Here is a 26,297-nt window from a genome sequence, read left to right as displayed (position 1 = left end):
GGTAGGGGGGGGGGGGTGGGGGGGTGTGCGTGGTGGTGTGGTTGGTGGTGGTGGTGTTCAGGGGGGCCTTGGCGGCCTTTGGGCCGGCCATGCTCTGGGGGATTGTGTGAATATCCGTTTTTTTGGGGGTTGCGGCTGGCGGTTTCGCCCTTACGGCGAGTCCCTTTTGGCAAACGCCCCAAAAGGAACCAAAAGGTCTTCGCCCTGACGTTCGGCCCGCTCGCTCGGGCTCGGGGTTCCTTCGCTACGGGATCGATCCTGGCGCAGCGGCTCCGGTTTGCTTCGCTGCACCTACACTCGCTGTGTCCGACTGCGTCGTACGGTCGCTACGCTCCCACGCCCGGATCAATCCCTCCACTCAGCCTGCCGACGGGCTCCAGGATCAAAAGCGGAACTCGAGCTTGCGCTCATCGTGTGTAGGAGCTGCGGAAGGCTGCGATCTTTTGATTTTGATTTTGATTTTTGTTTTGTGTAGGAGCGAGCCGGCTCGCGATAGCGACGTGTCATGCAGCGTAGATGTTGAATGTGCTGACGCCTTCGTGAGAAAGCTCACTCTCACAGGGTAGCTTTGGTGACTCTGAAAACAGCGTGCACGATAAGACGATGTCTCTCGAGAGTCATCTTCAATTCAACGGTTAATTCATAGATCAGAATTGTTTGCGGTTTATTTCGAACTGGTCTTGAGGTCCTGTAATTTCTGACAGTAGACATATTTGTCGGTTGCCCCGAGATTAATCAGGCGCCCTTAGGCGTCAGGATGAATGCCAATCTCCGACTTCAAGGAATCAAACCGTGAGTTATACAGATTCGAGGTACAAGGATTACATCATTCGCGAATATTCTTCTGACACTCCGGGACTGCATTTTCGGGTGATCTATGACGCGACAGATGAGAGTTTTTTGCTTGAGACCCGCAAACAGGCCGAGCAATTGATCAATGATCGATTGGAGCGGATGAAAAGTGGTGGGAAAGCTTTTTAAGTCAACCGGGCTGACGCCCGCCTTGTGTAGGAGCTGGATCGCCAGGATAGTATCTCGCTGCGGACTGTCCATTGTGGGAGTGAGCCTGCTCGCGATAGCGGTGTGTCAGGCCCAAAGTTGCTGTCTGACACACCGCTATCGCGAGCAGGCTCACTCCTACAGGTTTTGTGAACCGCTTTAAGATTTCATGCACAAAAAAGGCGATGTCCCTCACGGGACATCGCCTTTTCTTTACCGCTCGCTAACGCTTATTCAGACAGTTTGTACGCAATCACATAGTCACCCTGCTTGGTGCCCAGCGAGCCGTGACCGCCGGCGACGACGAGCACGTATTGCTTGCCGTCCTTGCCGGTGTACGTCATCGGTGTGGTTTGCGCGCCGGCTGGCAGGCGGCCTTCCCACAGTTGCTTGCCGTTTTTCACGTCGTAGGCGCGCAGGTACTGGTCGAGGGTGCCGCTCAGGAAGGCCACGCCACCTGCGGTGGTGAAGGTGCCGCCCAGGCTCGGTACGCCCATGCTCAGCGGGATAGGAACCGGCGAGCTGTCGCGCACGGTGCCGTTTTTGTGCATCCAGATGGTTTTGCTGGTGGTCAGGTCGACCGCTGCCACATAACCCCACGCTGGCGCCTGGCATGGCAGGCCCATTGGCGACAGCAGCGCTTCGAGGATCACGCCGTATGGCGCGCCCTTGTTAGGCTGCACGCCTTCGGTTTCGCTCTTGCGACCCGGACCGCCGGCAACTTCTGCTGCTGGAACCAGTTTCGAACGGAACGCCATGTAGCTCGGGTTGACGAAGGCGATCTGGCGCACCGGATCGACCGAAATGCCGCCCCAGTCGAATACGCCGAAGTTGCCTGGATACACGATCGAACCTTGCAGCGACGGCGGGGTGAACGGGCCGTCATAACGCAGGGATTTGAAGTCGATCCGGCAGAGCATCTGGTCGAATGGCGTCACGCCCCACATGTCGCGCTCTTTGAGTGGTGGCGGCATGAAGTTGAGGTCGGACTTCGGTTGGGTCGGCGAGGTGTGGTCGCCTTCCACCGCGCCTTGCGGCACCGGGATTTCGTTGATCGGCACGATGGCTTTGCCGGTGCTGCGATCCAGCACGTAGATGCTGCCCTGCTTGGTCGAAGCCAATACCGCTGGCTTGACGCCGTCAGCGGTTTTGATGTCCATCACGGTCGGTTGACCGCCGACGTCCATATCCCACAGGTCATGGTGGGTGAACTGGAAGTTCCAGCGCACCTTGCCGGTGGCGATATCCAGCGCAGTCAGGCCCGCGGCGTGCAGTTCCGATTCAGGTGTACGCATGCCACCGAACTGGTCCGGGGTCTGGTTGCCCATCGGCAGGTAGAGCATGCCGAGTTTTTCATCGACGGCAAACATCGACCACATGTTCGGCGAGTTGCGCGTGTAGGTCTTGCCTTCGGCAATCGGCGCGGTGTCGTCCGGGTTGCCGCTGTCCCAGTTCCACACCAGCTTGCCGGTGTGCACGTCGAACGCGCGGATCACGCCGCTAGGCTCGTCGGTGGAAACGTTGTCGGTGACGTGACCGCCAATCACCACCAGGTCCTTGGTGACCGCAGGTGGCGACGTGGAGTAGTAGCCGCCAGCGTTGAAGCCGCCGATGTTGGCAGACAGGTCGATCTGACCCTTGTCACCGAAGTCTTCGCACATTTTGCCGGTGTCGGCGTTCAGGGCGATCAGACGGGTGTCAGCGGTTGGCAGGAAGATGCGGCGCGGGCAGGCGCTGGCCGGGGCCGGGCTGGCCGAACCGGTCGGGCTCTGCTCGGAAGCATAGACCGCGTCGTCGTGATAGCTCACGCCACGGCAGGTCATGTGCGCCCAGCCTTTGAAGTTGGCCGCGTTCTGCGTGCTCAGCTTCGGATCGAAACGCCAGATTTCCTTGCCGCTGTCCGGATCCAGCGCAATCACCTGGCTGTGCGGCGTGCACACGTAGAGCATGCCGTTGACTTTCAGCGGGGTATTTTCAGCGGTGGTTTCGCCCGGATCGTTCGGCCCCGGGATGTCGCCGGTGCGGTAGGTCCAGGCCGGCACCAGTTTGCTCACGTTGGCCGGGGTGATCTGCGCCAGTGGCGAGTAACGATCACCGTGGGCGCTGCGGCCGTAGGAGTTCCAGTCACCGTCGGGCATGGCCGGCGCGGTGTTGGTCATACCGTCGACGCTGTCGCGATCCAGCTGGCCTTTGATTTCCCCAGGGTTGGTGAACTGACTGGCTACAGCGGTCAGGCCGGCCAGCACCACGGCTACGGTCAGCGCGCCGGTGCCCATCGGGGCAGGGCCGTTGAGCAGCAGCGGGCGACGGAACCACGGCAGCAACATCACCAGGCCGAGGGCGAACAGCATTGCCAGGCGCGGCACCAGTTGCCACCAGTCCAGGCCAACTTCCCACAGCGCCCACACGGTGCTGGCGAACAGCACGATGGCGTACAGGCCCAGCGCCGCACGACGGCGCATCAGCAGCAGGATGCCGGTCAATGCGATGCCGATACCGGCCAGCAGATAGTAAAGCGAGCCGCCGAGCATGCTCAGCTTGACTCCCCCGGCCAGCATGGCCAGGCCCATCAGTAGAAGCAGAATGCCGAGCAGGCCCGGTAGCAGACGGCCCCGACTCGAAGCACTTTCGGTGCTCATAGTGTGATTCTCCGTGACGTTTATGTAGTCCCGCGCTGTAGTCACTTTAGATGACGATTTGGCGCAGGCATGGTTCAGATAAAAACTTGTTCGGCTAACGAATTGCTTCTGTAGGAGTGAGCCTGCTCGCGATAGCGGTGTTACAGGCGACATCTCCAGTGGCTGAAACAGCGCTATCGCGAGCAGGCTCACTCCTACATTGGATGTGTGCAGATCTTTAGAACGACGACTGGATCTTGATCCCGCCGATCAGGGCGTCGTCGACGTCGTTCACGCCACCGGGGTGGCGGATGTATTGCAGGTTCGGGCGCACGGTCAGCCAGTTGGTAACGTGCACGCCGTAATACAACTCGGCGCTGTACTCGGTGTCCTGCGGTGGCAGAAAACCTGGGTTGTCGTAGTCGTAGATGGCGTTGGCGCGGTTAGTCATTTCGGCGTTCTTGCGATAGGCCGGATTGACGTGGACGCGAGCCAGGGCGAAACCGATGTCGTCTTTGGCGCGGGCGTCGAATGGACCCTTGTAGGTCAGGCCGGCCTGCACGTAGTTGTCGATGGCATTGGTTTTCTTGTCGTGCATCGTCGCGTTGGCGAACAGGCTCAAACCACGGCTGTTGTCGCTGGCGACACTGGTGACTTGCTGTTGCAGGCCCAGCCACACGCCGTGCTTGCTCGACGCGCTGCGGTAGGCTTCGCCGCTCAGCGCTGCCGGCTGGTCATTGCGATCTTTGTAGACATCCGAGGCCTTGGCGTTGCTGTAGTAATAACCGGCGCGATATTCGCCCGGCAGGCCGTTGAGCTTCGGCGTCCACACCAGTTCGACCGGCAGGATCGCACCCTGGGTGCCGCTGCCGCTGAGTTTGAAGCCGTTGCCGCGATCGAGGTTCGACGGGTTCTGCTCGTAAGCGCCGACCTGCGCGTACAGCTCCGGCGTCAGGTGATATTTGACCCGCAGCGCCCATTGGCTGACCGGCCAGTTGTACCAGATGCCACCGACCCAGTTGCCGACCTGGGAGCCGCAGAAGGCCAGGTTCTGGAAGTCGCAGGGGAAGCTGTTGAAGTCTTCGCCCTCGCCGAAACGGCCGACCTTGATGTCGAGCGCCTGATCGAAGAATTTCTGCTGATACCACATCTGCGTCAGGCGCGTGGTCTGGCCACGGCCCCAGACTTCCTGGGCCGAGGTGAAGCCGCCGACACGCGGATCGTTGATGCGGTCATTGCTGATGTTGTTGCCGCTGCGCTTGGTGATGGTCAACTGAAATTCGGCATCGTCCCAGCCGAGGATCTTCTGCAGATCCAGATGGGTGCCGAGGCCGAACTGATCGCTGTAGCGCGCGGTGCGATCGTGGTCGTAGCCACCGTGCAGGTTGCTGCCCATTTCGCCGGTGTAATCGAGTTTGAACGCGTAGCCTTTTTCCGCGAGTGCTGTGCGTGTGCCGTTCCAGTCACCGAGCATGTACGGTGATTCACTGTCGAAGGCCGGGTTTGCCAAGGTGCAGGTGGCAAAACCAAGAGCGGTGCAGCCGCCAAGGGTGCGCAGAATGGAGATAGCGCTATCTCGGGAAAAGGAAAAATCAGCCATGAATAAGTCTTTTTTTGATGTTTTTCGGGTGCAGGCCGAACGCTTCAGATTGTCGCAGGCAGTGAAGCGTTTCAGCGGAAGGGCGGCAGGATAATGATCTGTAACAAATTGAGAAAGGGCTTTCGCAGACATGCAGCGTTTCGGATTCGGTAACAGTGCGGCAAACGGGCGCATTGTGAGTCGGGTCATAGCCTGCGATCTTTCCGGGTTGGCCTACATTTGCAGGAAGGCCTTCCACCCGATCACCCCCTCGGCTAAGGTGCGCGGCTTCACGCATTTCCACTTCGCTCAAAGGCCCGGCATGAACGAACAGACTCCCGATCCGCTGCATGGCGTGACCCTCGAACAGATCCTCAATGCACTGGTCGCTCACTACGAGTGGTCGGGGCTGGCGGAGCGGATCGACATCCGTTGCTTCAAGAGCGATCCGAGCATCAAGTCGAGCCTGACCTTCCTGCGTAAAACCCCTTGGGCGCGGGAGAAGGTCGAGCGCCTGTACGTGAAACTGATGCGCACCAAGCGACCGCTCTGAGATGGACAGCGCGAGGCGGCGACGCCTGATCACCTGCCTGGCCGCACTGGGCTGGGCTGGATTGACGATTCAGCTGTACCTGATCTTCTTCGCAAGATTGAGCATCGGCGCCAGCCTGCTGGGCGGGCTGGTGAGTTTCTTCAGCTACTTCACCATATTGACCAACACCCTGGTGGCGACGGTGCTGACCTGCGCCGTGAGCGAACGTGAATCCGCGGCGCGGCGCTGGTTTCTGCAACCGTGGGTCAGTAGTGGCATCGCGGTAAGTATCGCCGTGGTCGGTCTGGCCTACAGCATTCTGTTGCGGCATTTGTGGCACCCCGAGGGCTGGCAGTTCATCGCTGATGAATTGCTCCATGACGTCATGCCGCTGCTGTTTCTCGGCTATTGGTGGTGCTGCGTACCCAAAGGGACGTTGCGCCTGTGGCACTTGCCGCTATGGCTGATCTATCCGCTGGTGTATTTCATCTACGCCTTGCTGCGCGGGCATCTGCTCGGCGCCTATGCGTATCCGTTCATTGATGTGGCGGTGCTGGGTTATCCACAGGTGCTGGCGAATGCCGGGGGGATACTGGTGGGGTTTGTGCTGGTGGGGTTGCTAGTGATTGGTCTGGATCGCCGCCGTTCGATGTAGGAGTGAGCCTGCTCGCGATCGCGGTGTGTCAGTCACCTGAGATATTGACTGTCAGACCGCTATCGCGAGCAGGCTCACTCCTACAGGGGAGCATTACTCCTCTTCCGAGCCTTCCGCGCGCCAGTAGCCGACAGCCTTGATGAACTGTTCATCCAGCCCATGCTCATCGATCAGCACCCGGCGAATCTGCCGTGAGACCTTGGTTTCCGTCGCCACCCATGCATAGAGATTGCCCTTGGGCACCTGCAGTTGTTTGACCGTGGTCAGCAGGTTGTCCTTGCCACCTTCGCGCAGTACCCAGATCACATTGAACTGCGCCGCGCTTTCGAGCATTTGCTGTTCGGCGCCGTTTTCCACTTCGATCACCACCAGCGCCTTGCGATTGGCCGCGAGGTTTTCGAGGCGGCGGGCGATGGCGGGGAGGGCGGTTTCGTCGCCGATCAGCAGGTAGCTGTCGAAGATGTCCGGCACGATCATCGAGCCGCGCGGTCCGCCGATGTGCAGGAACTGCCCGGGTTGTGCCTGCTCGGCCCAGGTCGAGGCAGGGCCGTCGCCGTGCAGGACGAAATCGATGTCCAGCTCCATTTTTTCCAGATCGTAGCGGCGCGGCGTGTAGTCGCGCATCTCGGGCATCGGGCCGTTGTCCTTGCCGGCGCCGAGCTGCAGGGTCTCCAGCGCCGCGGTTTGTTCGGCGTTCTGCGGGAACAGCAGTTTGACGTGATCGTCCGTGCCCAGACTGATGAACCCGGCCAGCTCCGGCCCGCCGAGGGTGATGCGGCGCATGCGCGGGGTCAGGTCGGTGACGCGTAAAACTTCAAGTTTGCGCCGTTTGATCTCATGCATTACGCGGTGGATGGTTTGAGTATCGACTGCGGTCATTCGGCTTTCTCCGGGGCAGGTTGAACGGCAGGGCCGTCCACGATGGCTTTGGCGGTGTCATTGAGCAGGTCGCGCACGCGCAGGATTTCCTCGGCGCTCCAGCGCCCGTGGTGCAACTGCAGGGCATGACGCAGGTTGTGCACGGCTTCGTGGATTTCCGGCGGTCGGTCATGGCCGCGCAGCGAGCGCTTGCTGACGTCGATGCGCATGCGAACGCCGTCGAGCGCCACCGCTTGTTCACTCAAAGACAGACGACCGGCGTCGGTCACGCTGTAACGCTTTTTGCCGGCCTCGGCATCGCCGACGATCAGGTCGCTCTCTTCCAGAAACGTCAGGGTCGGGTAGATCACCCCGGGGCTGGGGCTGTAGGCGCCGTCGAACATGCCTTCGATCTGGCGGATCAGGTCGTAGCCATGGCACGGCTGTTCGGCGATCAACGCCAACAGCAGCAACTTCAAATCACCGGGGGCAAAAACACGCGGGCCACGGCCACCGCGTTCGCGACCGGGGCGCTTCTCGAAGCCGTCGCGGCCATCACCGTGTTCGCGGTGGGGGGAATGATGGTCTCTCATTTTTCGCTTTCTCTCTCGTCGTATTTAGATACAACTTAAGATATATCTTAAGGTCCGTGCAACCCGTTTCTGGCTCCGGATTGGCCTGGCCGGACGAGTGGTCGCAGCTTGAAAAACGCCGATGAATGTTTTTCGACGTGGAAGATAAGCCGTGACCAAGAAGTTAAAGTTAACGCTCTAGTTGCACTTGAGTATATATTCTAATTCCTCGAAAGTTACCGGGTTAAAGCGCCCAAGTTGCTGTATGGTTTTTCTCGATAAACTGTGTGTAGGGCGTAACTTACAGCGAATATCGCAAGTATCTGTTTTTCGTTCTTTTTTCTGGCGGGGTGCGGGGTTGTTTAACTACGCGCTTGTCGGAAGTTGCCTGCTTACATTCCAGAGTCAACAGCCGATGATGCCCACCGTTGAGAGTTCAAGTTGATCCGGCAGTTGCTGGGGCAAGGGTTTATGAACTTTCGATGACAACCCCTTATATACAGCAAACAGGTACTGAACGATGCTCAAGAAATTCGCAATCGCTGCCCCACTGGCTCTTCTGGCAATGACCTCCACCGCCTTCGCTGCGGGCGAAGCCTCGCACTCCATCAGCCTCGTCGCTCACGTGCCAACCAACGGCTTCTATGTGGTGCCGACCGATCCTGATCTGGTCAACAAGGACCAGGACATGAGCTACCAGCCGACCACCGGCAAGATGGCCGAAGTTAACGGTTTCTTCGACGTGCGCAACAACAACGGTTCGGTTCACGCCAGCCTCGAAAGCTTGCCGAAACTGGTCGCGGGCAGCACTTCGATCGAACTGCAAGTGATGCTCAACAACAAGGAACTGACCCTGACGCCACAACTGGTCGTTGGTGAAGCCGAGTCCGATGTCAACTATCGCGCACCGCTGAAAATCTCCGCCAAGGGCAGCAACTTCGAGCCGGGTGACTACACCGGTTCCGTGGCGATGATCTTCGACGCCGTGCCACCGGTTGGCGGCAACTGATCGACTGACCGGATTCAAAACGCTCGCTTTTCACGAGCGGCGTCAACCGACGGGGCAGGCAGTGATGTTTGCCCCGACGGACTTTCATAGTCAGTCAATCAGAGTACGAGTTCATGTTCCCGATGACCCCCATCGCGGCTGCGCTTGCGCTGTTGTTTTGTGCCAGCGCAGCCGTCGCATCCAACACCGCCGGTACTACGCCACGTAGTCTGTTGGCGCAGGCCAAGGGCTTGCCGGCGGATTTCGAGGAGCATTTCTTTGATGTGCCGCTGGCGGTGCGGGTCGAAGTCGACCAGCAGCCGCTGGGTGAGGCCATGGTGGTGTTGTCCCGCGATGATCGCATCACGCTTCTCGAATTCACCGACACCAGCGAAAACCGTTTCGGCCCCGCCGAGCGGGAAAAATGGGCAAGCTTCCTCAAGCCCGGCGTGCCCCTGGGCGCGTGCAGCGGTTCGTGCCCGGAGCAGTTTCTGGCCGTGCATTACAACCTGGAAAACTCACTGGTCTCGATCGTCACCGAAAACGCCGAGCGCGACATTGAAGCCAAGCGCTATTACGAGCAGCCGAGCGGCGGCAGCAGCGGCCTGATGGTGCGCAACCAGCTCAACCTCAATGGTGGCCAGGATCAGGACCTCGGCGGGCGCTTTGGCCTTGAAGCCAGTGCCAGCCTGGGCAACTGGAGCCAGACGCTCAACCTGCAAATGGCCCGGCTCGGCGGCCCTGACGACAAGCTTTATCACGCCGTCCACGAGCTGCACACCCAGCGCGAACTGCAAGGCAGTTTCTTTCGCGTGGGCTATTTCACCCCCAATTCCGAAGGCCTGACGCGACAGCCGCGCACGTTCGGCACAAGTCCCGATACGGCGGTCGGCGTCATGTACGGCAGCTCCGACAGCCTCGCGATCAACAGTCCGATGCCCAGCGTCTACCCGATCTACGTCACCGCCAACCGCCAGGGTTCGGTGGAGATCTGGCGTGACGGTTTGCTGATCAATACGCAATCGGTGCCGGCCGGTCTGCAGACCCTCGACACGCGACCGCTGCCCGGCGGCATCTATGAAGTGGAAGTGCGGCTGGTCGAAGACGGCCAGATCACCTCCACCACCCAGGAATTGGTGTACAAGCCCAACAACTGGCGCAACCTTGACGAACGCTGGCGCTACAACGTGTTTGCCGGTGAAGAAAGCAAACTGCTGAGCAACTGGGACACGCAAGCGAGCGGCAGTCCCACCGCCGGTGCAGCGGTGAATTACCTGTTGCATCCCCGGGTGATTGTCGGCGCTTCGGCGCGGCAGATCCGGGAAAAGCTGCAGTACGGCACGTCGATCGACTGGACGCTGGCCAATCACATCAGCCTGTATGCCAACGTCTACAAGACCGAGGACTACGGCACCGGTCTCGACCTGCAGAGCCTGTACAACTATGGCGCCGGCAGCATTGTTGTCAGCCACAACCGCAGTTGGCTCGACACCACCAACACCTACGACACCCTGCCCGATGGCACCCGGGTACGTCCGCGCAATGTGTTTATCGGCCAGACCAGCAATTCGTCGCTGGCGCTCAACCATCGCCTCAGCAGCAAGAGCTCGGTCAACGCGCGGGTCTCGCACAGCGAGGGCAATGTCGAAGGCATGGGTCTCGATCTGGGCTGGACCCAGCGCACCCTGGTGCTGGGCAGCGACGCCAGTTGGCGCCTGTCGATTTTTGATCGGCCGGGCAGTTTCAGCAGCGGCGATGCGCGCAATCGCGGGGTCGACCTGAGCATCAACATGGCCCTCGGCGCACCCGGCCAGCAGATCACCGGCAGCATCGGTTCGCGCACGGCCCGCGACGGCGCGCGCGACAACAACGCCTCGCTCGGCTGGCGCCGGGACTTCAAGGACCACGTGCTGCAAAACGTCTCGCTCACAGCACTCACCGACACCTATGGCATAGGTGTCGCCAGCCTGGCGAACTTCCGCACCGATTCGGTCAACGGCGACGGTTTCATCCAGCGCTCCTCTTATAACGGCAACTTCACCGGCGGCCTCAACGTCGACAGCACGCTGGTGGTGGGCGGCGAGCAGATGCTCATGACCAGCCAGAGTGAAGTGCGCGGTGCGGGGATGATCGTGGATGTGGAGTCGGACATCGAGGACATCGTCCTGCGTGCCGACGATTACAGCGGTGGCGGGGCGGCGTTGAAGCCAGGGCGCAATTTCATTCCGATCACGGCGTATCAGAACAGCTCGGTGAGTTTCGATTTCGAAGGCAACACAGTGCCGGCCGCCACCATCCAACCGGCGCGTACGCGTTATCACCTGAACAAGGGCGGCGTCGAGTACCGCAAGATCCGCGTGATGAAAACCCTGACCGTGCTCGGCCGGCTGGTGGACGGGCAAGGGCGTCCGCTCAAGGGCCACCACGTGATCAACCACGCCAGCCGTGGCGTGACCGAAGTCGACGGGTTCTTCTCGATGGAAATGAACGCCGGCTCACCGACCCTGGAAGTGCGTCAGGGCAATCAGTTGCTGTGCCAGTTCCGCCTCGATGCCGGCAGCCATCGCAGCGAAAACAACGTGTTGATGATCGGTGATCTGCGCTGCACGCCGGACACGCTGGCTGACGTCAACTCCACCGAACAGAAGGCAGGTTGATTCCATGAAGATAATCACAGGCGGCTGCGCATTGGCGCTGGCACTGAGCATATTGCCGGCGCAGGCGATCAATCAGGAGATCCGCGCATTGTTTCAACCTGATCCGTCGCAGCCGAGCAAAAACCTGTTCGTCAACCAGACACCCAATAGCGGCTATTGCGTGGCTTTTCCCGGCAAATGCGCTGACGGCAAAATGTTCAGCATCGAGTTGCCGGTTCGCTACAGCGCAGACCGACCACTCGTACCGGGTGACGGTATCTCTTTGAAAGTGCCAGCAGATTGGCGACGGTTGACGATCACGAATCGCGATACCCAGGAAGCGGAGATCGTCGAGGTACGCATTACCGGCATAGGCTCCCGGTATTTTCTGAGTGATCGGGTGCAGGAACTCACTGGAATTTCGAACGCCGCGCAGGCACATGACAAGCTCTGGAAATCCGAAACAGGTTGGCTTTATGCCCCTTCGCCCTGTGTTGGCAGCGGCTTGGCGGGGTATTCCGACACTACCTATCGTTTTTTCTGGCATACCCCGTTGGAGGCGTCCTGCACCAAAAACACCGTTTTCCGTATCCCCGGGATGTACTTCGACAAGCTTGATTTCGCCTATGAGCTCAAGACCCCTAACCCGTTGAGCATGTCGAGCGGTCTGTATACCGGATCGATTACTTACACCATGGGTCCCGGGGGCGATTTCCACATGGGCTACATGATGCAACCGGATGACACGCAGTTGACCCTCGACTTCGTGCTGGACGTACAGCACACCCTCAAAGTCGATCTGCCACCGGGTGGCAACAGAGTCACGCTGGAGCCCGAAGGCGGCTGGGCGCCGTGGCTCGACAGCGGGCGCAAGCCGAGAAGGATTTTCCGCGATCAACCTTTCTACCTCTCTGCGTCGTCGCGCTTCAAGGTGATGATGCTGTGCAATTCCATGGGCGGACCGTACTGCAGCCTCGGCAGCCCCCTGGGCGATAGCGTTCCGGTCAAGGTGTCCATGAGCCTGCCCACGGGCATCACTGGCCCTGGTGGTGACGTTGACCGAATTCCCTTGCACTTCGACAACTGGGTCGGTCCGTTCCAGCCGGGCATCTATGTGGATCGCAAACCCGGTGCGCTGCATTTCGAGCTGGAACCGGCGGCGATCGACTTTCTCCTGCGCCCCGGCAAGAACGACCGGCTGCGCGGCAACATCACCATTATCTGGGACTCGGATGTGTGAGCACTGCAGTCCGGCCTTTTTCGATTTTCATGGAGTTGAACGCGATGAAACGTGGTTTTCTGCTGGGCGTGCTCAGTGTGTGTTGCCTGACGGCGCAGGCCGGGCCGCAGATCAATGTCGGCACTGTCTATGATTATCTCGACGCCGATAAAAGCACCTATCTGAAACGGGTGTTCAACAGTGGCGACGCCACCGCGTTCGTCAAGATCAACGTACTGGAGATCATCTACGGCGCCGATGGCCTGCCGCAGGAAGTGCCTGTGCAAAACGCAGCTGACGGCGCTTCACGCAACGGTGTGATGGCCAGTCCGGCGCGGCTGATCGTGCCGGCGCAGGGCATGCAGGGCACGCGTCTGCTGTACATGGGCGAGCGGGATCGCGAACGCTATTTCCGCGTGCGCTTCGTTCCGGTGGTGCCGGAAAAGGAAGACGAGTTCGTGGTCAGCAGCGAAGAGCGCGAAGACTACAAAAACTCGCTTTCCGCCGGGGTCAACGTGATGACCGGGTTCGGCACGATCTTCTTCGTGCGGCCCAAAGACGCGCGTTTTGCCACCGTCATCAATGACACCGACAGCCGCTATGAACTGCGCAACGACGGCAACACCGTACTGATTGTCGATGAGTTCAAAAGCTGTTCGCTGAGCAAGGAAAACGACTGTGGTGCGACCACCAAACACCATGTGCTGGCAGGGAAGAGCTTTGCGTTCGACAAGGAGAAAGGCCGTCAGTACAGCTTCTTCCTGATCGAAGGCAGCGAGAAGAAAACCGTGAAGATCGCCAGTCGCTAGGTTTGTTTTCCATTGACGCATCGGGTAACCAACATGATCAAGCAATGCACCGCCGCCGCGCTGCTGGCCGCCACTGCGCTGAGCGGCGTCGGGGCGTGGGCCGCGCGCGAAGAGCACACGTTCGAAGTGTCCCTGACCATTCCCAGTCGGCCGTTCTACATCATTCCGGCGGAACCGGACTGGATTCACCGGCCGCAGCGGCTTGAGTGGGATTACCAGCGCGCGACCCTCAGCGGGCTGATGCGCAATTTCGATGTGCGCCACGACAGCAGCGCGATTGAGGCGCGGCTTGCCTACGACTCCTATCTGGAGAACGGCCGTCCCGGTGAAGTGATCGATCTGCGGGTCTCTTTCAACGATGTCGAACTGAGTTCGCACGTCACCCCGCGCCAGGTCTTGTCCGAGGAGGAAGCGGCCGGGGGCAAGCGCGTGGCGTTGAAGATCGACCCGATCGAACCGGAGGGTGGTTATCGCTCCGGGGATTATTACGGCAATGTGGTGCTGATGTTCAACGCCAGAGCGCCGGGTGCGCAGTGATCGATATGCACAGCTATCCGTGTGCGCCGGTTTATGCCGCAGCGGAAAAATGCTGTCGCATCGGGCGAACATGGAACGGTCCTGTGCTGGCGCCGGTTGTCGGCAGCGTGCCGTCCGGCCAGTCCTTGTCGGGGCTGGCCGGGTTGCAAACCTGCCGTTAAAGGCCCGCCAGTCTCATCGCCTCACGGGTCAGTTGTCGGGACAGTTCCTTGCGCTGGTAGCCGAGGTCATCAAGCAGCCTGTTGTAGCGGCGCTGGCTCATGGGTTCGTCGGTGAATATCTCGGCGTGGGGGATGCCAAGCCGGGTCGCGAGGGCTTCCAGTTTTCGCGTCAATGCATTGAACTGCGTTCGATCAGTGAGGGTGGCCCATTGCGCCTGTGCCGTGCGCAATTCATCAAGCCATTCGAGTCTGTCCTCAAAGAGACGATCATTGCGTTCGTATTGGGTCGGGTGGGTTTTGCGCAGGTGACGCTCCCAGAAATTGTCTGAGGAGAGATCAATCATTGCATTGACCAGGCCGTCGCCCTGTTCCCGCTTCACGATCATCCTGTACGCCGTTTCGATCTCCTGTTTTGTTACGCCGGAACGCTCCTCATAAAGCATCGCTTCGGACTGCCAGGGCAGTTCCAGTCGTTCTGCCAGGCCTTTCTCGAACGCCAGATGGATTTCCACTTCGTCCGGGGGCGGGTTGCCCGGATCGATGAGGTTCTGTTGTGCCTGACGGCTGTATTCCACGCGGGCTTCGTCGCTCACCAGATCCAGCCGCGCAGCACTGCGCGCCAGGCGCACGAGTTTGTCGTCCAGAACCTTGGCGGATGTCTGTTCTGCATAAGCTCTGGACACCAGCACCTTCATTCCGAGGGAGTTGAACAGTTGCGCACCGAGGTCCCCACAGTCGTCAGGGGAGACAATCTGTCTGAACAGTTTTTCGCGCAGTTCCGAGTCCAGCGTTGCGGCTTCGACCATTTCCCAGACGCGTCTGGTCAGCTTTTTTCGTGCGGGATTCGTCCGGTAATCCGCGCTTTCTCTTTGCTTGGCAATCACGCTGAAAAAACCGGCGGAGTCGGGCTCGGCCATCAGGTCGAACCAGGATTCTTCGCGATATTTTCTGAACGCCACGGACGGGCTGTAATGCTCAGGCTCATCGAAGGGCTCTTGCCAATGGCTGAGTTCGGTGCTGGATGCCTCTGGATAATCGATCACATAACCCAGGCCTGAAGAGCTGCGATAGTGTTGATAGCGGACCCGCTCTTCATTGGTCAGTTTTTCCGTATCAAACCTTGCCCGACTCAGGACGAAGGCCTGACCGGACCCGGGCGTGACCTCGGGCAAGGTGTCGATCGGCGCCTTGCGCATGTCGAGCATGAACCCCCGTGGGCGGTGTCGGTTGATGCTGCCCACCTTGAACAGCCCTTCGGGCCAGGTGTGGATATCGGTTTTGGCCAGACTCAGCTCCTCCAGCCGATACATGCGGCCGACATCGGGTGGCGTGCGCAGTGGATTGCCGTTCAGGTTCAGCGAGCGCAGCCGCACCAGTTCCTTGAGCCGTTCGCTGGATCGCGGTGTGAGACGGATGAGGTTGTCGGCCAGATCCAGATCCTCGAGTTGACGCATCTGGCCGATGCTGGACGGGATTTCTTTCAGTTCGCATTGGCGGGCGTTCAATCGGCGCAGATGGGGGAAACTGCCGAGCAATCCATCCGGATCTGCCGAGAGTGAGGTTTTGTTGATCCTCAGTGCGGTGATCTTGTCGATGTGCTTGTTCATGTCGGGGCGCTGGCGCAAATCCTTCCACCAGCGTTCGAGATCCTTGCCGCCGAACTCGGTGGTGAGGTCCAGCGTGTAGCCTTGCTCGGGATGGATGTCGGGTTCGTCGAAAACATCGCTCTGGCGTTTGAAGCATTCAATCATCCGTTGTTCGATGTGATTGCCGCCGGTCTGCATGTAATCCCTGGAGGCGCCGTAGCCCGGTTCTCCCGCGTCATCCATGCCGATGGGGTGATCGTCACGCCACGCCTGTAATGCCTTGTGCAAATCCTTGCGCTCGTTTTCCAGCTCTGCGATGGCATTGAGGGTGTTGCCTTCGCTCTGGCGCGCCAGGGTTTCAATGAACGCGTTTCTCGCACGTGCATTCATTGTCGGGTAAAGCTGCTCGATGCGTTGATCTGGCGTCCGGCTCCCAAAGAACCGGGACAAGCCGCGTACCTGCGTTTCGGTTTCAATCGTCGCCTCAGGCCGGATGGGCGGCTCGGCCAGTGCGGTTCGGCGCTGCGCAGGAGTCTCGGCCTGTTCCATGATCCACAGTTTCAGCGGACGTCCCTGACCGCGTTGATAACCCACGGCAGGCAGTGTTTCGGCGGGCACGGCATGCAGAATCGACTCATGGAAATCATCGGCGTCATGCAGTTTTTTATTGTGCACGTCGAGTACTTCGTAGCGGCCGTGTTCGTCGCGGATCAGGCGTCGGACGGTGCTTGCGTCATCCGGCCCGACACTGCAGCGCAATGTCCCGTCGTAGCTGCCATCGCGGACTTCCAGGCGCAGATCGGCGAAGGTGTCGGTATTGAGCCTGAGGGTGTTGAGCGCCAGGCGTTCGGTGTCGGCCGTCATCAGTTCGTCGTGATAAAAACCATCGTAGGCGCGGGCCGCGCTGGCTTCGAAATCCAGTTCCCGAGCCTGAGTCTTGAGGCGCAATGGCAGGCGTTGTTCGTCGGCGATTCTTTGCAGTTCGGTGGATCTGGCCTGGGCCAGGAGCTTCTCGGCCAGCGGCAATGGCAGCTCCGGGAAAGTCTGTCTGACGATTCTGATGTCGGCTTTGTCGGGTCTTTCCAAGGCTCGATAGACATGCCGGGAAACGGCGCCACGGCGCTCATCCACGGCATCCGCCAGTCGATTGCGCAAGGCGCTCGCACGATCGGCACGGGCAACCTCGTGCCCCAGCAGATTATGGAGTTCTCTGTCGGTGAGGAAGTCCGCCAGCCGATCCGGCAACCGGCCGGCGTTCAGATCGCCGAGGCTGATGCTCAAGGTATCGGCCGGCGCAGCCTGCGGGTCGCCGTACTTGCGCGAATGACCGCTCAGACTGGCATCGGCGAACACCTCCAGCGCTTTGCCGTCAGGCCAGCCGGGCAACGCGGTCAACAGCGGTTCCAGCCAGACCGCTTGAGGGTCGATCGGCCGACCGCCACGGATGTCGGCACTCGCCGTGACTACGTCGTCGTAAGCGCTGAAGCGTTTGACCGCGTCGGCCAGCAGCGGTGGCGGCGGACTGTTGTCGATATGCATCTGGCGCAGCGCGCTGTGATCGGTGCCGCTGCTGATGCGCACCTGCTCCAGTTGCGTGGGCGAAAAGCGTTCGACGCTGTGGCCCAGACGCCGCATCAGCGTTTCGTTCGACCAGTCTTGCGGGGTTTCCAGTTCATGCCGCCAGGCACCGTGGCCGTTGTGTTCGATCTTTGGTTGGTAGGCGTTGGCGCGGCGCGGGTGTTTGATGCGGTGGGTGTTGGACGTGGCTGGCGGCGAGGGTTTTTCGACACAGTACAGCTTGCCCTCCAGTGGCAGGACGGTTTCGTCGCCGTACTGATGCAGGCCATGGCGGTCGGGTCTGGCGTCTGGAGGGAGCATCAGTTCGTTGCGTTCGTAGGGGCTCAGGTCCGGGTGCCATAAACTCGCTTTGCCATCGGGCAGCCTGACCGGTTTCATGCCGTCCACCAGCGGTGACAGCTTCACGCGAAACGCTTCGCCGATCTGTGCGCCGGCGGTGAAGGCGGCCAATTGAATGATGTCGGTGACCACGCTGATGACATGCCCGGCGGCTTCCTGCCAAAGGCCTTCGGCCAGATCGACGATGCCTTCGATGACGTCGCTGGTCAGTTGGTAAGCGGTGTAGGCCATCATCAGTTCGCCCAGCCCCGGCACGAATGGGGTGGCGATCAACAGCGCGACATTGAAAATGTCCGAGAGAATTTTCTTGAAGTTGTCCCACCACGCCCAGCGCGCCTTGCTGTCGGTATCCGCGGTGGAAACGGCGATTTCCCGGGCGTCATTGAGAATCTTGTCGAGTTTTTGCTGATAGGCGTGGCGCCAGTAATCGCCCTGCAATTTCACCCGAGCGAAGCGCAGATTGGGATTCTCTACCGCCACCTTGTGCCACGGCGGCAGCGGGTCGGACGGGTCCTGACTCGCGTGGTACCTGACGATGAACAGCCGTTGCTCGAGCTCGGCAAAGAAGTGCCCGCGCTGCTGCTGATCGACGAACTGGCTGAAGAACTGGCGATAGGTCTGTCCGGTTGATTCGCTGAGCCGGTCGTCGCGAAGCTGACGCGTCAGTTCATCGCGGAAAGCTTTCAAAGAGTCGTACTCCTTGAGCGGGTGATCCGGGTCGTGGGGGATGTAGACGATCAGGCGTCGGATGCCACGCTTGTCCGTCACGGCGTGGGTCAACACCAGGACGCCGGTCAGCCGGGTGCCGAGCAGCGACAGGTCTGAGCACTGCATTGCGCAGCCATTGAGCAGCAGTTGCGGACTGCCTTCGGCCAGGCTCAACAGCATTTTGTAGGTGTCGTACTGGATGTCTTCCTTGATCAGCGCCAGGTGTGCGGCGACGGCGAGGGCGTCTTTCTGACTCTCGCTCACCTTGTGTTGCAGCACGGCTTCGGCCAGAGGCTCGCCGGGCAGCAGGTAGCTTTCCAGATGTTTTTTATACTGCGCGCCGATATCCAGCTCGCGGCACAGCGTCTGGAACTGGCTGATGGGCATGGCACCTTTGATCGGCAGGACATCGAACAAGCCTCGCGCATCCGGTTGGCTGATGTAGTCCGAGCCGTCACCGACCGTTTCACTGTTGGCGAAGTTGTGCAGGGCGGCGTCCAGTAGCGAGACGGTGCGGGTCACAACGCCCTTGGAAACATCGATGGCGTACCACGGTTTGTCCTTGGGCAGGTAAAGGCGCAGAAAGGTGCGTTTGACGTCCGGCTCGATGCCGTGTCGCTCCTTGATGCTTGCCTTCAGCAGCGGCTCGGCGAAGGCATGCAGATCGGTTTTCGCCAGCAAATGATCCACCCGGTTCTGCGAACCCCAGGCCTTGAGATTGGCAATCGCGAGTCTGACCAGGTAAGGGGCGGGCGCGGTGGTGTACCAGGATTGAATCTTCAGTGGCGAGGCTGCCAAGGCGAGGCCCCGGCTGACGGTGGCGGTTTTGAAATTGTCGTTGACGGCGGACTTGATGAATTCGTAGTGCCGCCCTTTGTCCGCGTTGACCGCAGGCTGGGGGGAGAGAGACATGGCCAATCATCCTTGATTGTGGAGGAATGATCAGCCTACTCAGGGCAGGACAAAACAAAAGTTCAAAGATCGGGAGGCAAACCTCGCCGCGGGTCAGCAACCCGACAGGAATTCGAATCTGAAAAATGCAGGGATACCACCCACTGAAGCGAAGAATCGTCACCCTGTTGCAGAAAAAGCCGACACGATTTGTTACCTCGTTGTAGGGCGCGGCGCCTCGAGCATGGCCACGCTGGCGGTCTGCGTCGGTTTGCATTGCGAGTCGCTGCCCGGCTGCAGATATGGCGTGAGAATCGGCGCCATGCCCTTGAGCACTTGCGTGGGCAGGGCCGAGGTGAACTTGAAGTTCTCTGCCGAGCGCCCCGGGACGAAGGCGGTGAGGGTGCCGAAATGGTGATCGCCGATGTAGAACACGAAGGTTGCCGTGCGATTGATCGACTTCGAACTGATGATCCGTCCGCCAGAACCGATCGCGGCAATGCGGTTGTCGCCGGTGCCGGTTTTGCCGCCCATGGCCAGCGGCGTACCGTCGGGCAATTTGAAGCTGCCCGAGACCCGTTTGGCGGTACCGGCATCGACCACTTGCGACAATGCCTCGCGCATGGCTCTGGCGACTTCCACCGGCATTACCCGTTTGCCGACATGCGGATCATTGACCAGTCGGGTTTCGTAGGGCGTGCCGGCGGCGAAGTGCAGGCTGTCGATGCGCAGCGTCGGCATGCGCACGCCGTCATTGAGGATGGTGCCGATCAGCTCGGCGAGTGCGGCGGGGCGGTCGCCGGAACTGCCGATGGCCGTGGCCAGTGACGGCACCAGGTGGTCGAATGGGTAGCCGACTTTCTGCCAGCGCTGGTGGATGTCGAGGAAGGCTTCGATCTCGAGCATGGTGCGGATACGACTGTCGCGCGCACCCTTGTGGCGACTCTTGAACAGCCAGCTGTAGACTTCCTGACGCTCGAAATGGCTGGCCTTGACGATCTCGCTGAAGGTCGCTTCCGGGTGATGCAGCAGGTAGCCGATCAGCCACAGGTCCAGTGGATGCACCTTGGCGATAAAGCCTTGGTCGGGCAGGTCGTAACTGCCGGGGCCATACGAATCGTAGAGGCGGATCAGGCGGTCGTCCGTGAGTTTTTCGTTGAGTTTGGTGCCCTTGAGGTGCGAGCGCACGAACCGGTTGAAATCTTCCTGGCTGGCTTCCGGCAGCAGATAGCGATGCACGGCCGCCATGCGGATCGGCGTCGGGCGCATGCTGTCGAGGAAGGTATCGAGCCGCGCTTGAGTGTCCTTGTTCCTGTACTTCTTCCAGAACTTGAGCAGGAACGAGGTGCCTTCGCGGTCGGCAAAACTGGCCAGGTATTCCTGGCGCCGCGGGTCGCGATCATCCTTGAGCAATTCGCCGTTGGGTCCTGAGTAGGTGGTGTAACGGACGATATCGCGCATCAGGCGAATGAACGGCAGGTTGATCGACTCGCGCAACGAATCGCGTAAAGTGGGCAGACGCCCGTTGTCCTCTTTGCGAAAGTTGTGAAAGGTGTGCAGCCCGCCGCCGGTAAAAAACGCCTCGCCGGGGCTGGCCGAGTATTTGCGATCCAGCGCAGCGCCGAGCAGCTTCGACAGGTCGTGGTCCTTGTTCTCGATCAGGTAGTCGATGACCCAACGGCTGAGGCGATCCTGATCCGGTATCTCGACCTTTTTCAGTTCGGTCACGCCCATCGCGCCGTACTTGTCGTGCAGCTCGGCGACGATTTGCAGGTAAGTGGTGAGCACGCGCATTTTTGCGGTGGAGCCCAGTTCGAGCTTGCTGCCCTCGTTGATGTCGAACGGCTGGTCGGTGCTGTCGGTCTGCACGCGCACCCGGGAGCCGTCCGGGGTCAGTTCGAACAGGGTGAAGCTGTAGCGCACTTGCGTGGTACTGGTGGGCGTCAGCAAGCGTTCGCCGAGCAGGCCGATTTCGGCGGCATAAGCCGGATCGGCGAGTTTTTTCAGGTAAGCGGTGGCCTGGGTTTGCAGGTCGCCCTGCAGAGTGCTGGTGGCCGACAGGTCGAGGCGGTCGAGGTCGTACAGCGGCCGGTTGAGCATGCTCGCCAGACGGCTGCGAGCGACGCTGATGCCCTTGTTGGTTTCGATCGGCTGCAGGGTGGGTTGGGTTTGCCAGTCGCGGTACGACACAGTGCTCGCCAGCGCGGCATCGGCCAGGGCACTGTCGATCACGCCGTTCTGCTTGAGCAGGCGCAGGTGGCTGTCGGTGAGGTTGGCCAGCTCTTCGCGGCCCTTGGTCAGGTAGTGGGAAGGGCGGCGCTGGGCGATCATCAGCGAGAGCATTTCCCGCAGGGCGAGGCCTTTGGCGGCCATGGTCTGCGGGTCGGTCGCCGGGCTGTTCAATTGCTCGTTGGCCTTGTTGAAATCGCTGCCGTACCAGACCCGCAAGCCTTCGGCCATGCCATGCACTTCGCCGTGGCCGGGCACCGCCGAGAGCGGCACGCTGTTGAGGTAGTCACGGACGATGTTCTGCCGCGCGCCGAGGCTCTGCGGGCCATCCTGATAAGCGCGGACACTGGCGGAAATCATCTGGCGGATTTTCTCCGCGCCTGATGAAGTCAGGCCCTCAGGCGAGTGACGGTACTTCTCCAGTTGCGTCGCCAGGGTGCTGCCGCCGGCCGATTGCCCGGGAAGGCGCAGCAGTTTCGCCACTTGCGACCACGCCGCCATGCCGAAGCGCGGCCAGTCCACCGCCGGATTGGCCAGCGGTTGCTTCGGGTCGAGGAGAAAACGGTTTTCGATGAACAGCAGGCTGCTGACCACCACCGGCGGAATCGCTTCGAAGTCCGGGTACAGCTGTTGCGGATAGTTGTAGCGGTACAGCGGCGCGGCCCGGCAATCGGTGATCGACAGTCCGGCCTGGATCTTCTCCGAATAGGGCACGAACAGGCCTTTGTCGGTGTAGCTGAGCAGGGCAGGGGAGAAGCGCGTCTGCTCGGTGATCACGTAATTGCGCTTGAGCAGGCGTGGCAGAAATTCATCCAGCGAGCTGTAACCCAGGCGCAGATCGAACGGGCCGTTGCCCGGATAACGAATCGCTTCGCTGGGCCCGGGTTCGAGTTTGTAGGTCAGCGAAGCAGCGTACTGGCTCAGTTCCCGCGCCTGGAAGCGCGAAGTGCGCATTTCCTTGGACGCGGCGAGCCCCACGACGACCGCGATGATCACAAACAACAACCAGAAAGCCTTCCACCCGTGCCGATTGCGGCGGGGTTTTTCAGGGACAGGCGCTTCATCCACACGTTCAGTCGGGACCACGGTTTTACTCGAATCGGTTTGCCACAAAGCACCCATAGTCGACTGATCCATTCACGCAGATTGATCGGACTTGTCTAAAGCTTAGACGGTGGTTGGCCGTGGGGAAAAAAATGTAAAGGACTGCGGGAGGAGCGGTCGCAGAATCCCCGCAAGCTCCCTTGCCACAAGGGCAGGGGTGTTTCAGAGGCAGCAGGCAGGGGCGGCAATGGCGGAAGTGGGCGATAGTCCGGGCGATGCACCCCTTCTGTGGCGAGGGAGCTTGCTCCCGCTGGACTGCGCAGCAGTCCCAACCCATGCAACCGCAATCTGCCTGATCCACCGCGCAGTCTGGTTTTACGACTGCTGCGCAGCCGAGCGGGAGCAAGCTCCCTCGCCACAAGGACAGTGGTGTTTCAGAGGTAGCAAGGCAGGGCCGCGATGGCGGAAGTGGGCGCTAATTGGCGGCCATGCACCCTTTCTGTGGCCAGGGAGCAAGGCAGAGTTGTTTCAGAGGCAGCAAGGCAGGGCGAGGATGGCGGAAGTAGCCGATAGTCCGGGGCGATGCACCCCTTCTGTGGCGAGGGAGCTTGCTCCCGCTGGATTGCGCAGCAGTCCCAACCCCTGCGCCCACAGTCTGACTGATCCACCGCGCAATCAGGTTTTGCGACTGCTGCGCAGCCGAGCGGGAGCAAGCTCCCTCGCCACAAGGGCAGTGTTGTTTCAGAGGTAGCAAGGCAGGGCCGCGATGGCGGAAGGGGGCGCTAATTGGCGGCCATGCACCCTTGCGGTGGCCAGGGAGCAAGGCAGAGTTGTTTCAGAGGCAGCAAGACAGGGCGGCGATGGCGGAAGTTGGCGATAGTCCGGGGCCATGCACACCTTCTGTGGCGAGGGAGCTTGGTCCCGCTGGACTGCGCAGCAGTCCCAACCCATGCCACCACAATCTGCCTGATCCACCGCGCAATCAGGTTTTGCGACTGCTGCGCAGCCGAGCGGGAGCAAGCTCCCTCGCCACAAGGGTAGCGGTGTTTCAGAGGGAGCAGGCAGGGCAGCGATGGCGGAAGTAGCCGATAGTCCGCGGCCATGCACCCCTTCTGTGGCGAGGGAGCTTGCTCCCGCTGGACTGCGCAGCAGTCCCAACGCATGCCACCGAAATCTGCCTGATGCACCGCGCAGTCAGGTTCTGCGACTGCTGCGCAGCCGAGCGGGAGCAAGCTCCCTCGCCACAAGGGGGTGTTTCAGAGCCAGCAAGCGTCCCAAAGTGGGTAATCGGCGACTTTCTTTACCAGGCCGGCGCGCAAAGGGTTGGCAATGATGTAGCGCGCATAGGGGCGCAGGTCTTCGTTGTCTCGGATCGCGCGGTCGTGGTATCCGGTTTGCCAGAAGGCCCCGGTTCGGTTCAGCGCGCGATTGATGGTCAGCGTGCTGCGGGATTTGACGGTTTGCATCAATCGCTCCAGCGAAGCGTTTTCAAGTTGCACGAGCCAGTGGAAATGATCCGGCATGACTACCCATGCGATCGACTTGACCCATTGCTGGTCCTGGGCTCGCTTGAGTTCCGCTACCAGCAAACGACCGATTCGCCATTCGGTGAAGATCGGACGGCGTTGATAGACGACAACCGTGATCAGATAAGCGCGTCCTGGCTCAGAGCACCGCCCGCGTCGAAGTCGATGCGAATATAAGCATTTGCGCATTCCGTTGCGTCCTGATGATTGATTCCTTATTTACCCTAGCTGCCGATTGCTTGAATCGAGTCTGAGAAGCCTGTCAGACGATTCTCCTAACGCGCGGGCAAGTTCCGGGAAGGCAAAGCAACCCGATCCCCTGTGTCGAGGGAGCTTGCTCCCGCTGGACTGCGCAGCAGTCCCAACTGCTGCAGCCAGTCAGGTTTCCGACTGCTACGCCACCAAGCGGCAAGGCGCGGCGATTCGACAAGTCCCCTCCCCATGCGAACGGTGCAACCCATGCGGGCAACATGACGCTGCACCATGACTGTGCAATACTCGGCGCCTTTTTTGGCGGCGAAAATTCCTACATGACGTAGGTAAACCCTCTCCGCAAACCGGGCTTTTGCCGAGAGTTGTCGCTGAATGTTGTGACTTATAGAGTGAAAAATCCTGCCCGGAGCTTTTTATACTGCACGCCCGCTGATGCGTCTGCCCATGAAGCCGACGCGGTTTCCTGCCCAGCCAAGGCCTACCGGCCGACGCTTCGAAACCCGGCGGTCATATCCAATAACAAGACGAGGTTGTACCCCTATGCCAGTCGGCAATCCTCTGCCTCACGGCAATACCGCCCAGGGCGGTCCGCTCAAACGCGAACTCGGCGAACGGCATATCCGCCTGATGGCGCTCGGCGCCTGTATCGGCGTCGGCCTGTTTCTCGGTTCGGCCAAGGCCATCGAAATGGCTGGCCCGGCGATCATGCTGTCTTACATTCTCGGCGGTCTGGCGATTCTGGTGATCATGCGCGCCCTCGGCGAAATGGCCGTGCATAACCCGGTGGCCGGTTCGTTCAGCCGCTATGCGCAGGACTACCTCGGTCCGCTGGCAGGCTTCCTCACGGGCTGGAACTACTGGTTTCTGTGGCTGGTGACCTGCGTCGCGGAAATCACCGCCGTGGCGGTGTACATGGGCATCTGGTTCCCGGATGTGCCGCGCTGGATCTGGGCCCTGGCGGCGCTGATCAGCATGGGCTCGATCAACCTGATCGCGGTCAAAGCCTTCGGCGAATTCGAGTTCTGGTTCGCCCTGATCAAGATCGTCACCATCATCGCCATGGTGATCGGCGGCGTCGGCATCATTGCCTTCGGTTTCGGCAATGACGGAGTGGCGCTGGGGATTTCCAACCTGTGGGCGCACGGCGGCTTCATGCCCAACGGCGTCACCGGTGTGCTGATGTCCCTGCAAATGGTCATGTTCGCCTACCTCGGCGTCGAGATGATCGGCCTGACCGCCGGTGAAGCGAAGAATCCGCAAAAGACCATTCCAGACGCGATCGGCTCGGTGTTCTGGCGGATTCTGCTGTTCTACGTCGGCGCGCTGTTCGTGATCCTGTCGATCTACCCGTGGAATGAAATCGGCACCCAGGGCAGCCCGTTCGTGATGACCTTCGAGCGTTTGGGCATCAAGACCGCCGCCGGCATCATCAACTTCGTGGTGATTACTGCGGCGCTGTCGTCGTGCAACGGCGGCATCTTCAGCACCGGGCGCATGCTCTACAGCCTGGCGCAGAATGGCCAAGCCCCGGCCGGTTTCGCCAAGACCTCGAACAACGGCGTGCCGCGTCGTGCGCTGCTGCTATCGATCGCGGTGTTGCTGCTGGGTGTAATGCTCAACTATCTGGTGCCGGAAAAAGTCTTCGTCTGGGTCACCTCGATCGCAACCTTCGGCGCGATCTGGACCTGGGTGATGATCCTGCTGGCGCAACTGAAATTCCGCAAAGGCCTGAGCGCCAGCGAACGTGCCGGGCTCAAGTACAAGATGTGGCTGTACCCGGTCAGCTCGTACTTCGCCCTGGCGTTTCTGGTGCTGGTGGTCGGCCTGATGGCGTACTTCCCGGATACCCGCGTGGCGCTGTATGTAGGGCCTGCGTTTCTGGTACTGCTGACGGTGTTGTTCTACGTGTTCAAGTTGCAGCCGACCCAGGTGTCCCAAGACACGGTGCGTTCGGTTTCGTAAGTCCAGTCGCTGAAAAAACAAAGCCCCGGTCACAGGATCGGGGCTTTTTTTGTGGTGG

Annotated in this window: 16 protein-coding genes; 9 read left to right on the top strand and 7 right to left on the bottom strand. The window is 60.4% G+C overall.

All coding sequences use genetic code 11. From position 1 onward, the window contains the following. Nucleotides 1-792: 792 nt before the first annotated feature. Complete coding sequence (locus tag AEQ63_RS02690) at nucleotides 793-981, top strand: hypothetical protein (protein WP_064361679.1); 189 nt, start codon at nucleotides 793-795, stop codon at nucleotides 979-981. 248 nt (nucleotides 982-1,229) lie between these two features. Here the strand turns inward: AEQ63_RS02690 and AEQ63_RS02685 are convergent, their stop codons facing one another. Both AEQ63_RS02685 and AEQ63_RS02680 read right to left on the bottom strand, forming a co-directional pair. Beyond that, on the bottom strand, nucleotides 1,230-3,638 hold the full coding sequence (locus AEQ63_RS02685) for a glucose/quinate/shikimate family membrane-bound PQQ-dependent dehydrogenase (protein WP_042608311.1): 2,409 nt from the start codon (nucleotides 3,636-3,638) through the stop codon (nucleotides 1,230-1,232). A gap of 217 nt (nucleotides 3,639-3,855) precedes the next feature. Further along, nucleotides 3,856-5,217 (bottom strand): carbohydrate porin, encoded by a 1,362-nt coding sequence (locus AEQ63_RS02680; protein ID WP_064361678.1) that lies wholly within the window; start codon nucleotides 5,215-5,217, stop codon nucleotides 3,856-3,858. Between the two features lie 301 nt (nucleotides 5,218-5,518). On the opposite strand from AEQ63_RS02680, the gene AEQ63_RS02675 reads away from it, so the two are divergent. Both AEQ63_RS02675 and AEQ63_RS02670 read left to right on the top strand, forming a co-directional pair. After that, nucleotides 5,519-5,749 carry a VF530 family DNA-binding protein gene (locus AEQ63_RS02675; RefSeq protein ID WP_042608309.1) on the top strand — a complete coding sequence of 77 codons (231 nt, stop codon included), beginning with the start codon at nucleotides 5,519-5,521 and terminating at the stop codon, nucleotides 5,747-5,749. Between the two features lies 1 nt (nucleotide 5,750). Next, complete coding sequence (locus AEQ63_RS02670; protein ID WP_064361677.1) at nucleotides 5,751-6,383, top strand: Pr6Pr family membrane protein; 633 nt, start codon at nucleotides 5,751-5,753, stop codon at nucleotides 6,381-6,383. Nucleotides 6,384-6,476: 93 nt separating this feature from the next. Here AEQ63_RS02670 and AEQ63_RS02665 read toward each other — a convergent pair whose 3' ends face one another. Both AEQ63_RS02665 and AEQ63_RS02660 read right to left on the bottom strand, forming a co-directional pair. After that, nucleotides 6,477-7,262 (bottom strand): siderophore-interacting protein, encoded by a 786-nt coding sequence (locus AEQ63_RS02665; protein WP_064361676.1) that lies wholly within the window; start codon nucleotides 7,260-7,262, stop codon nucleotides 6,477-6,479. After that, on the bottom strand, nucleotides 7,259-7,834 hold the full coding sequence (locus AEQ63_RS02660) for a PadR family transcriptional regulator (RefSeq protein WP_042608306.1): 576 nt from the start codon (nucleotides 7,832-7,834) through the stop codon (nucleotides 7,259-7,261). Before AEQ63_RS02660 ends, AEQ63_RS02665 begins: the two co-directional genes overlap by 4 nt. Nucleotides 7,835-8,333: 499 nt before the next feature. Here AEQ63_RS02660 and AEQ63_RS02655 point away from each other — a divergent pair, with 499 nt between their 5' ends. From AEQ63_RS02655 to AEQ63_RS02635, 5 genes are all read left to right on the top strand, one after another. Next, nucleotides 8,334-8,822 carry a CS1 type fimbrial major subunit gene (locus AEQ63_RS02655; protein ID WP_042608305.1) on the top strand — a complete coding sequence of 163 codons (489 nt, stop codon included), beginning with the start codon at nucleotides 8,334-8,336 and terminating at the stop codon, nucleotides 8,820-8,822. 113 nt (nucleotides 8,823-8,935) lie between these two features. After that, nucleotides 8,936-11,458: a CS1-pili formation C-terminal domain-containing protein gene (locus AEQ63_RS02650; RefSeq protein WP_064361675.1), complete on the top strand. Its 2,523-nt coding sequence runs from the start codon at nucleotides 8,936-8,938 to the stop codon at nucleotides 11,456-11,458. A 4-nt stretch (nucleotides 11,459-11,462) separates the two neighbouring features. Then, nucleotides 11,463-12,677: a hypothetical protein gene (locus AEQ63_RS02645; RefSeq protein ID WP_064361674.1), complete on the top strand. Its 1,215-nt coding sequence runs from the start codon at nucleotides 11,463-11,465 to the stop codon at nucleotides 12,675-12,677. A gap of 44 nt (nucleotides 12,678-12,721) precedes the next feature. Next, on the top strand, nucleotides 12,722-13,465 hold the full coding sequence (locus AEQ63_RS02640; RefSeq protein ID WP_042608302.1) for a pilus assembly protein: 744 nt from the start codon (nucleotides 12,722-12,724) through the stop codon (nucleotides 13,463-13,465). Between the two features lie 33 nt (nucleotides 13,466-13,498). Continuing rightward, on the top strand, nucleotides 13,499-14,002 hold the full coding sequence (locus AEQ63_RS02635; RefSeq protein WP_173867354.1) for a CS1 type fimbrial major subunit: 504 nt from the start codon (nucleotides 13,499-13,501) through the stop codon (nucleotides 14,000-14,002). A 157-nt stretch (nucleotides 14,003-14,159) separates the two neighbouring features. On the opposite strand, the gene AEQ63_RS02630 is transcribed toward AEQ63_RS02635, so the two are convergent. The 3 genes from AEQ63_RS02630 to AEQ63_RS02620 all read right to left on the bottom strand — a co-directional run bounded on the left by AEQ63_RS02630 (nucleotide 14,160) and on the right by AEQ63_RS02620 (nucleotide 24,253). After that, nucleotides 14,160-19,286 (bottom strand): dermonecrotic toxin domain-containing protein, encoded by a 5,127-nt coding sequence (locus AEQ63_RS02630; RefSeq protein WP_064361672.1) that lies wholly within the window; start codon nucleotides 19,284-19,286, stop codon nucleotides 14,160-14,162. A gap of 192 nt (nucleotides 19,287-19,478) precedes the next feature. After that, nucleotides 19,479-22,616: a transglycosylase domain-containing protein gene (locus AEQ63_RS02625; RefSeq protein WP_064361671.1), complete on the bottom strand. Its 3,138-nt coding sequence runs from the start codon at nucleotides 22,614-22,616 to the stop codon at nucleotides 19,479-19,481. A 1,178-nt stretch (nucleotides 22,617-23,794) separates the two neighbouring features. Continuing rightward, on the bottom strand, nucleotides 23,795-24,253 hold the full coding sequence (locus AEQ63_RS02620) for an REP-associated tyrosine transposase (RefSeq protein ID WP_064361670.1): 459 nt from the start codon (nucleotides 24,251-24,253) through the stop codon (nucleotides 23,795-23,797). 564 nt (nucleotides 24,254-24,817) lie between these two features. Between AEQ63_RS02620 and AEQ63_RS02615 the strand changes: the two genes are divergently transcribed. Then, nucleotides 24,818-26,239, top strand: a complete 1,422-nt coding sequence (locus AEQ63_RS02615) for an amino acid permease (protein ID WP_042607390.1) — start codon at nucleotides 24,818-24,820, stop codon at nucleotides 26,237-26,239. Nucleotides 26,240-26,297 lie beyond the last annotated feature (58 nt).

It is taken from the genome of Pseudomonas sp. RIT-PI-o (assembly GCF_001297215.1).
In the GTDB taxonomy this organism is placed as follows: Bacteria; Pseudomonadota; Gammaproteobacteria; order Pseudomonadales; family Pseudomonadaceae; genus Aquipseudomonas; species Aquipseudomonas moraviensis_A.
Note: the sequence above shows the minus strand (reverse complement) of the source record. Positions and strands in the feature narration are given on the sequence as shown.

Bases quoted from the DNA above. Each gene is read 5' to 3' on its own strand.
- AEQ63_RS02685 (WP_042608311.1), bottom strand. From the start codon at position 3,638: ATGAGCACCGAAAGTGCTTCGAGTCGGGGCCGTCTGCTACCGGGCCTG.
- AEQ63_RS02680 (WP_064361678.1), bottom strand. From the start codon at position 5,217: ATGGCTGATTTTTCCTTTTCCCGAGATAGCGCTATCTCCATTCTGCGC.
- AEQ63_RS02675 (WP_042608309.1), top strand. From the start codon at position 5,519: ATGAACGAACAGACTCCCGATCCGCTGCATGGCGTGACCCTCGAACAG.
- AEQ63_RS02670 (WP_064361677.1), top strand. From the start codon at position 5,751: ATGGACAGCGCGAGGCGGCGACGCCTGATCACCTGCCTGGCCGCACTG.
- AEQ63_RS02665 (WP_064361676.1), bottom strand. From the start codon at position 7,262: ATGACCGCAGTCGATACTCAAACCATCCACCGCGTAATGCATGAGATC.
- AEQ63_RS02660 (WP_042608306.1), bottom strand. From the start codon at position 7,834: ATGAGAGACCATCATTCCCCCCACCGCGAACACGGTGATGGCCGCGAC.
- AEQ63_RS02655 (WP_042608305.1), top strand. From the start codon at position 8,334: ATGCTCAAGAAATTCGCAATCGCTGCCCCACTGGCTCTTCTGGCAATG.
- AEQ63_RS02650 (WP_064361675.1), top strand. From the start codon at position 8,936: ATGTTCCCGATGACCCCCATCGCGGCTGCGCTTGCGCTGTTGTTTTGT.
- AEQ63_RS02645 (WP_064361674.1), top strand. From the start codon at position 11,463: ATGAAGATAATCACAGGCGGCTGCGCATTGGCGCTGGCACTGAGCATA.
- AEQ63_RS02640 (WP_042608302.1), top strand. From the start codon at position 12,722: ATGAAACGTGGTTTTCTGCTGGGCGTGCTCAGTGTGTGTTGCCTGACG.
- AEQ63_RS02635 (WP_173867354.1), top strand. From the start codon at position 13,499: ATGATCAAGCAATGCACCGCCGCCGCGCTGCTGGCCGCCACTGCGCTG.
- AEQ63_RS02630 (WP_064361672.1), bottom strand. From the start codon at position 19,286: ATGTCTCTCTCCCCCCAGCCTGCGGTCAACGCGGACAAAGGGCGGCAC.
- AEQ63_RS02625 (WP_064361671.1), bottom strand. From the start codon at position 22,616: ATGGGTGCTTTGTGGCAAACCGATTCGAGTAAAACCGTGGTCCCGACT.
- AEQ63_RS02620 (WP_064361670.1), bottom strand. From the start codon at position 24,253: ATGCGCAAATGCTTATATTCGCATCGACTTCGACGCGGGCGGTGCTCT.
- AEQ63_RS02615 (WP_042607390.1), top strand. From the start codon at position 24,818: ATGCCAGTCGGCAATCCTCTGCCTCACGGCAATACCGCCCAGGGCGGT.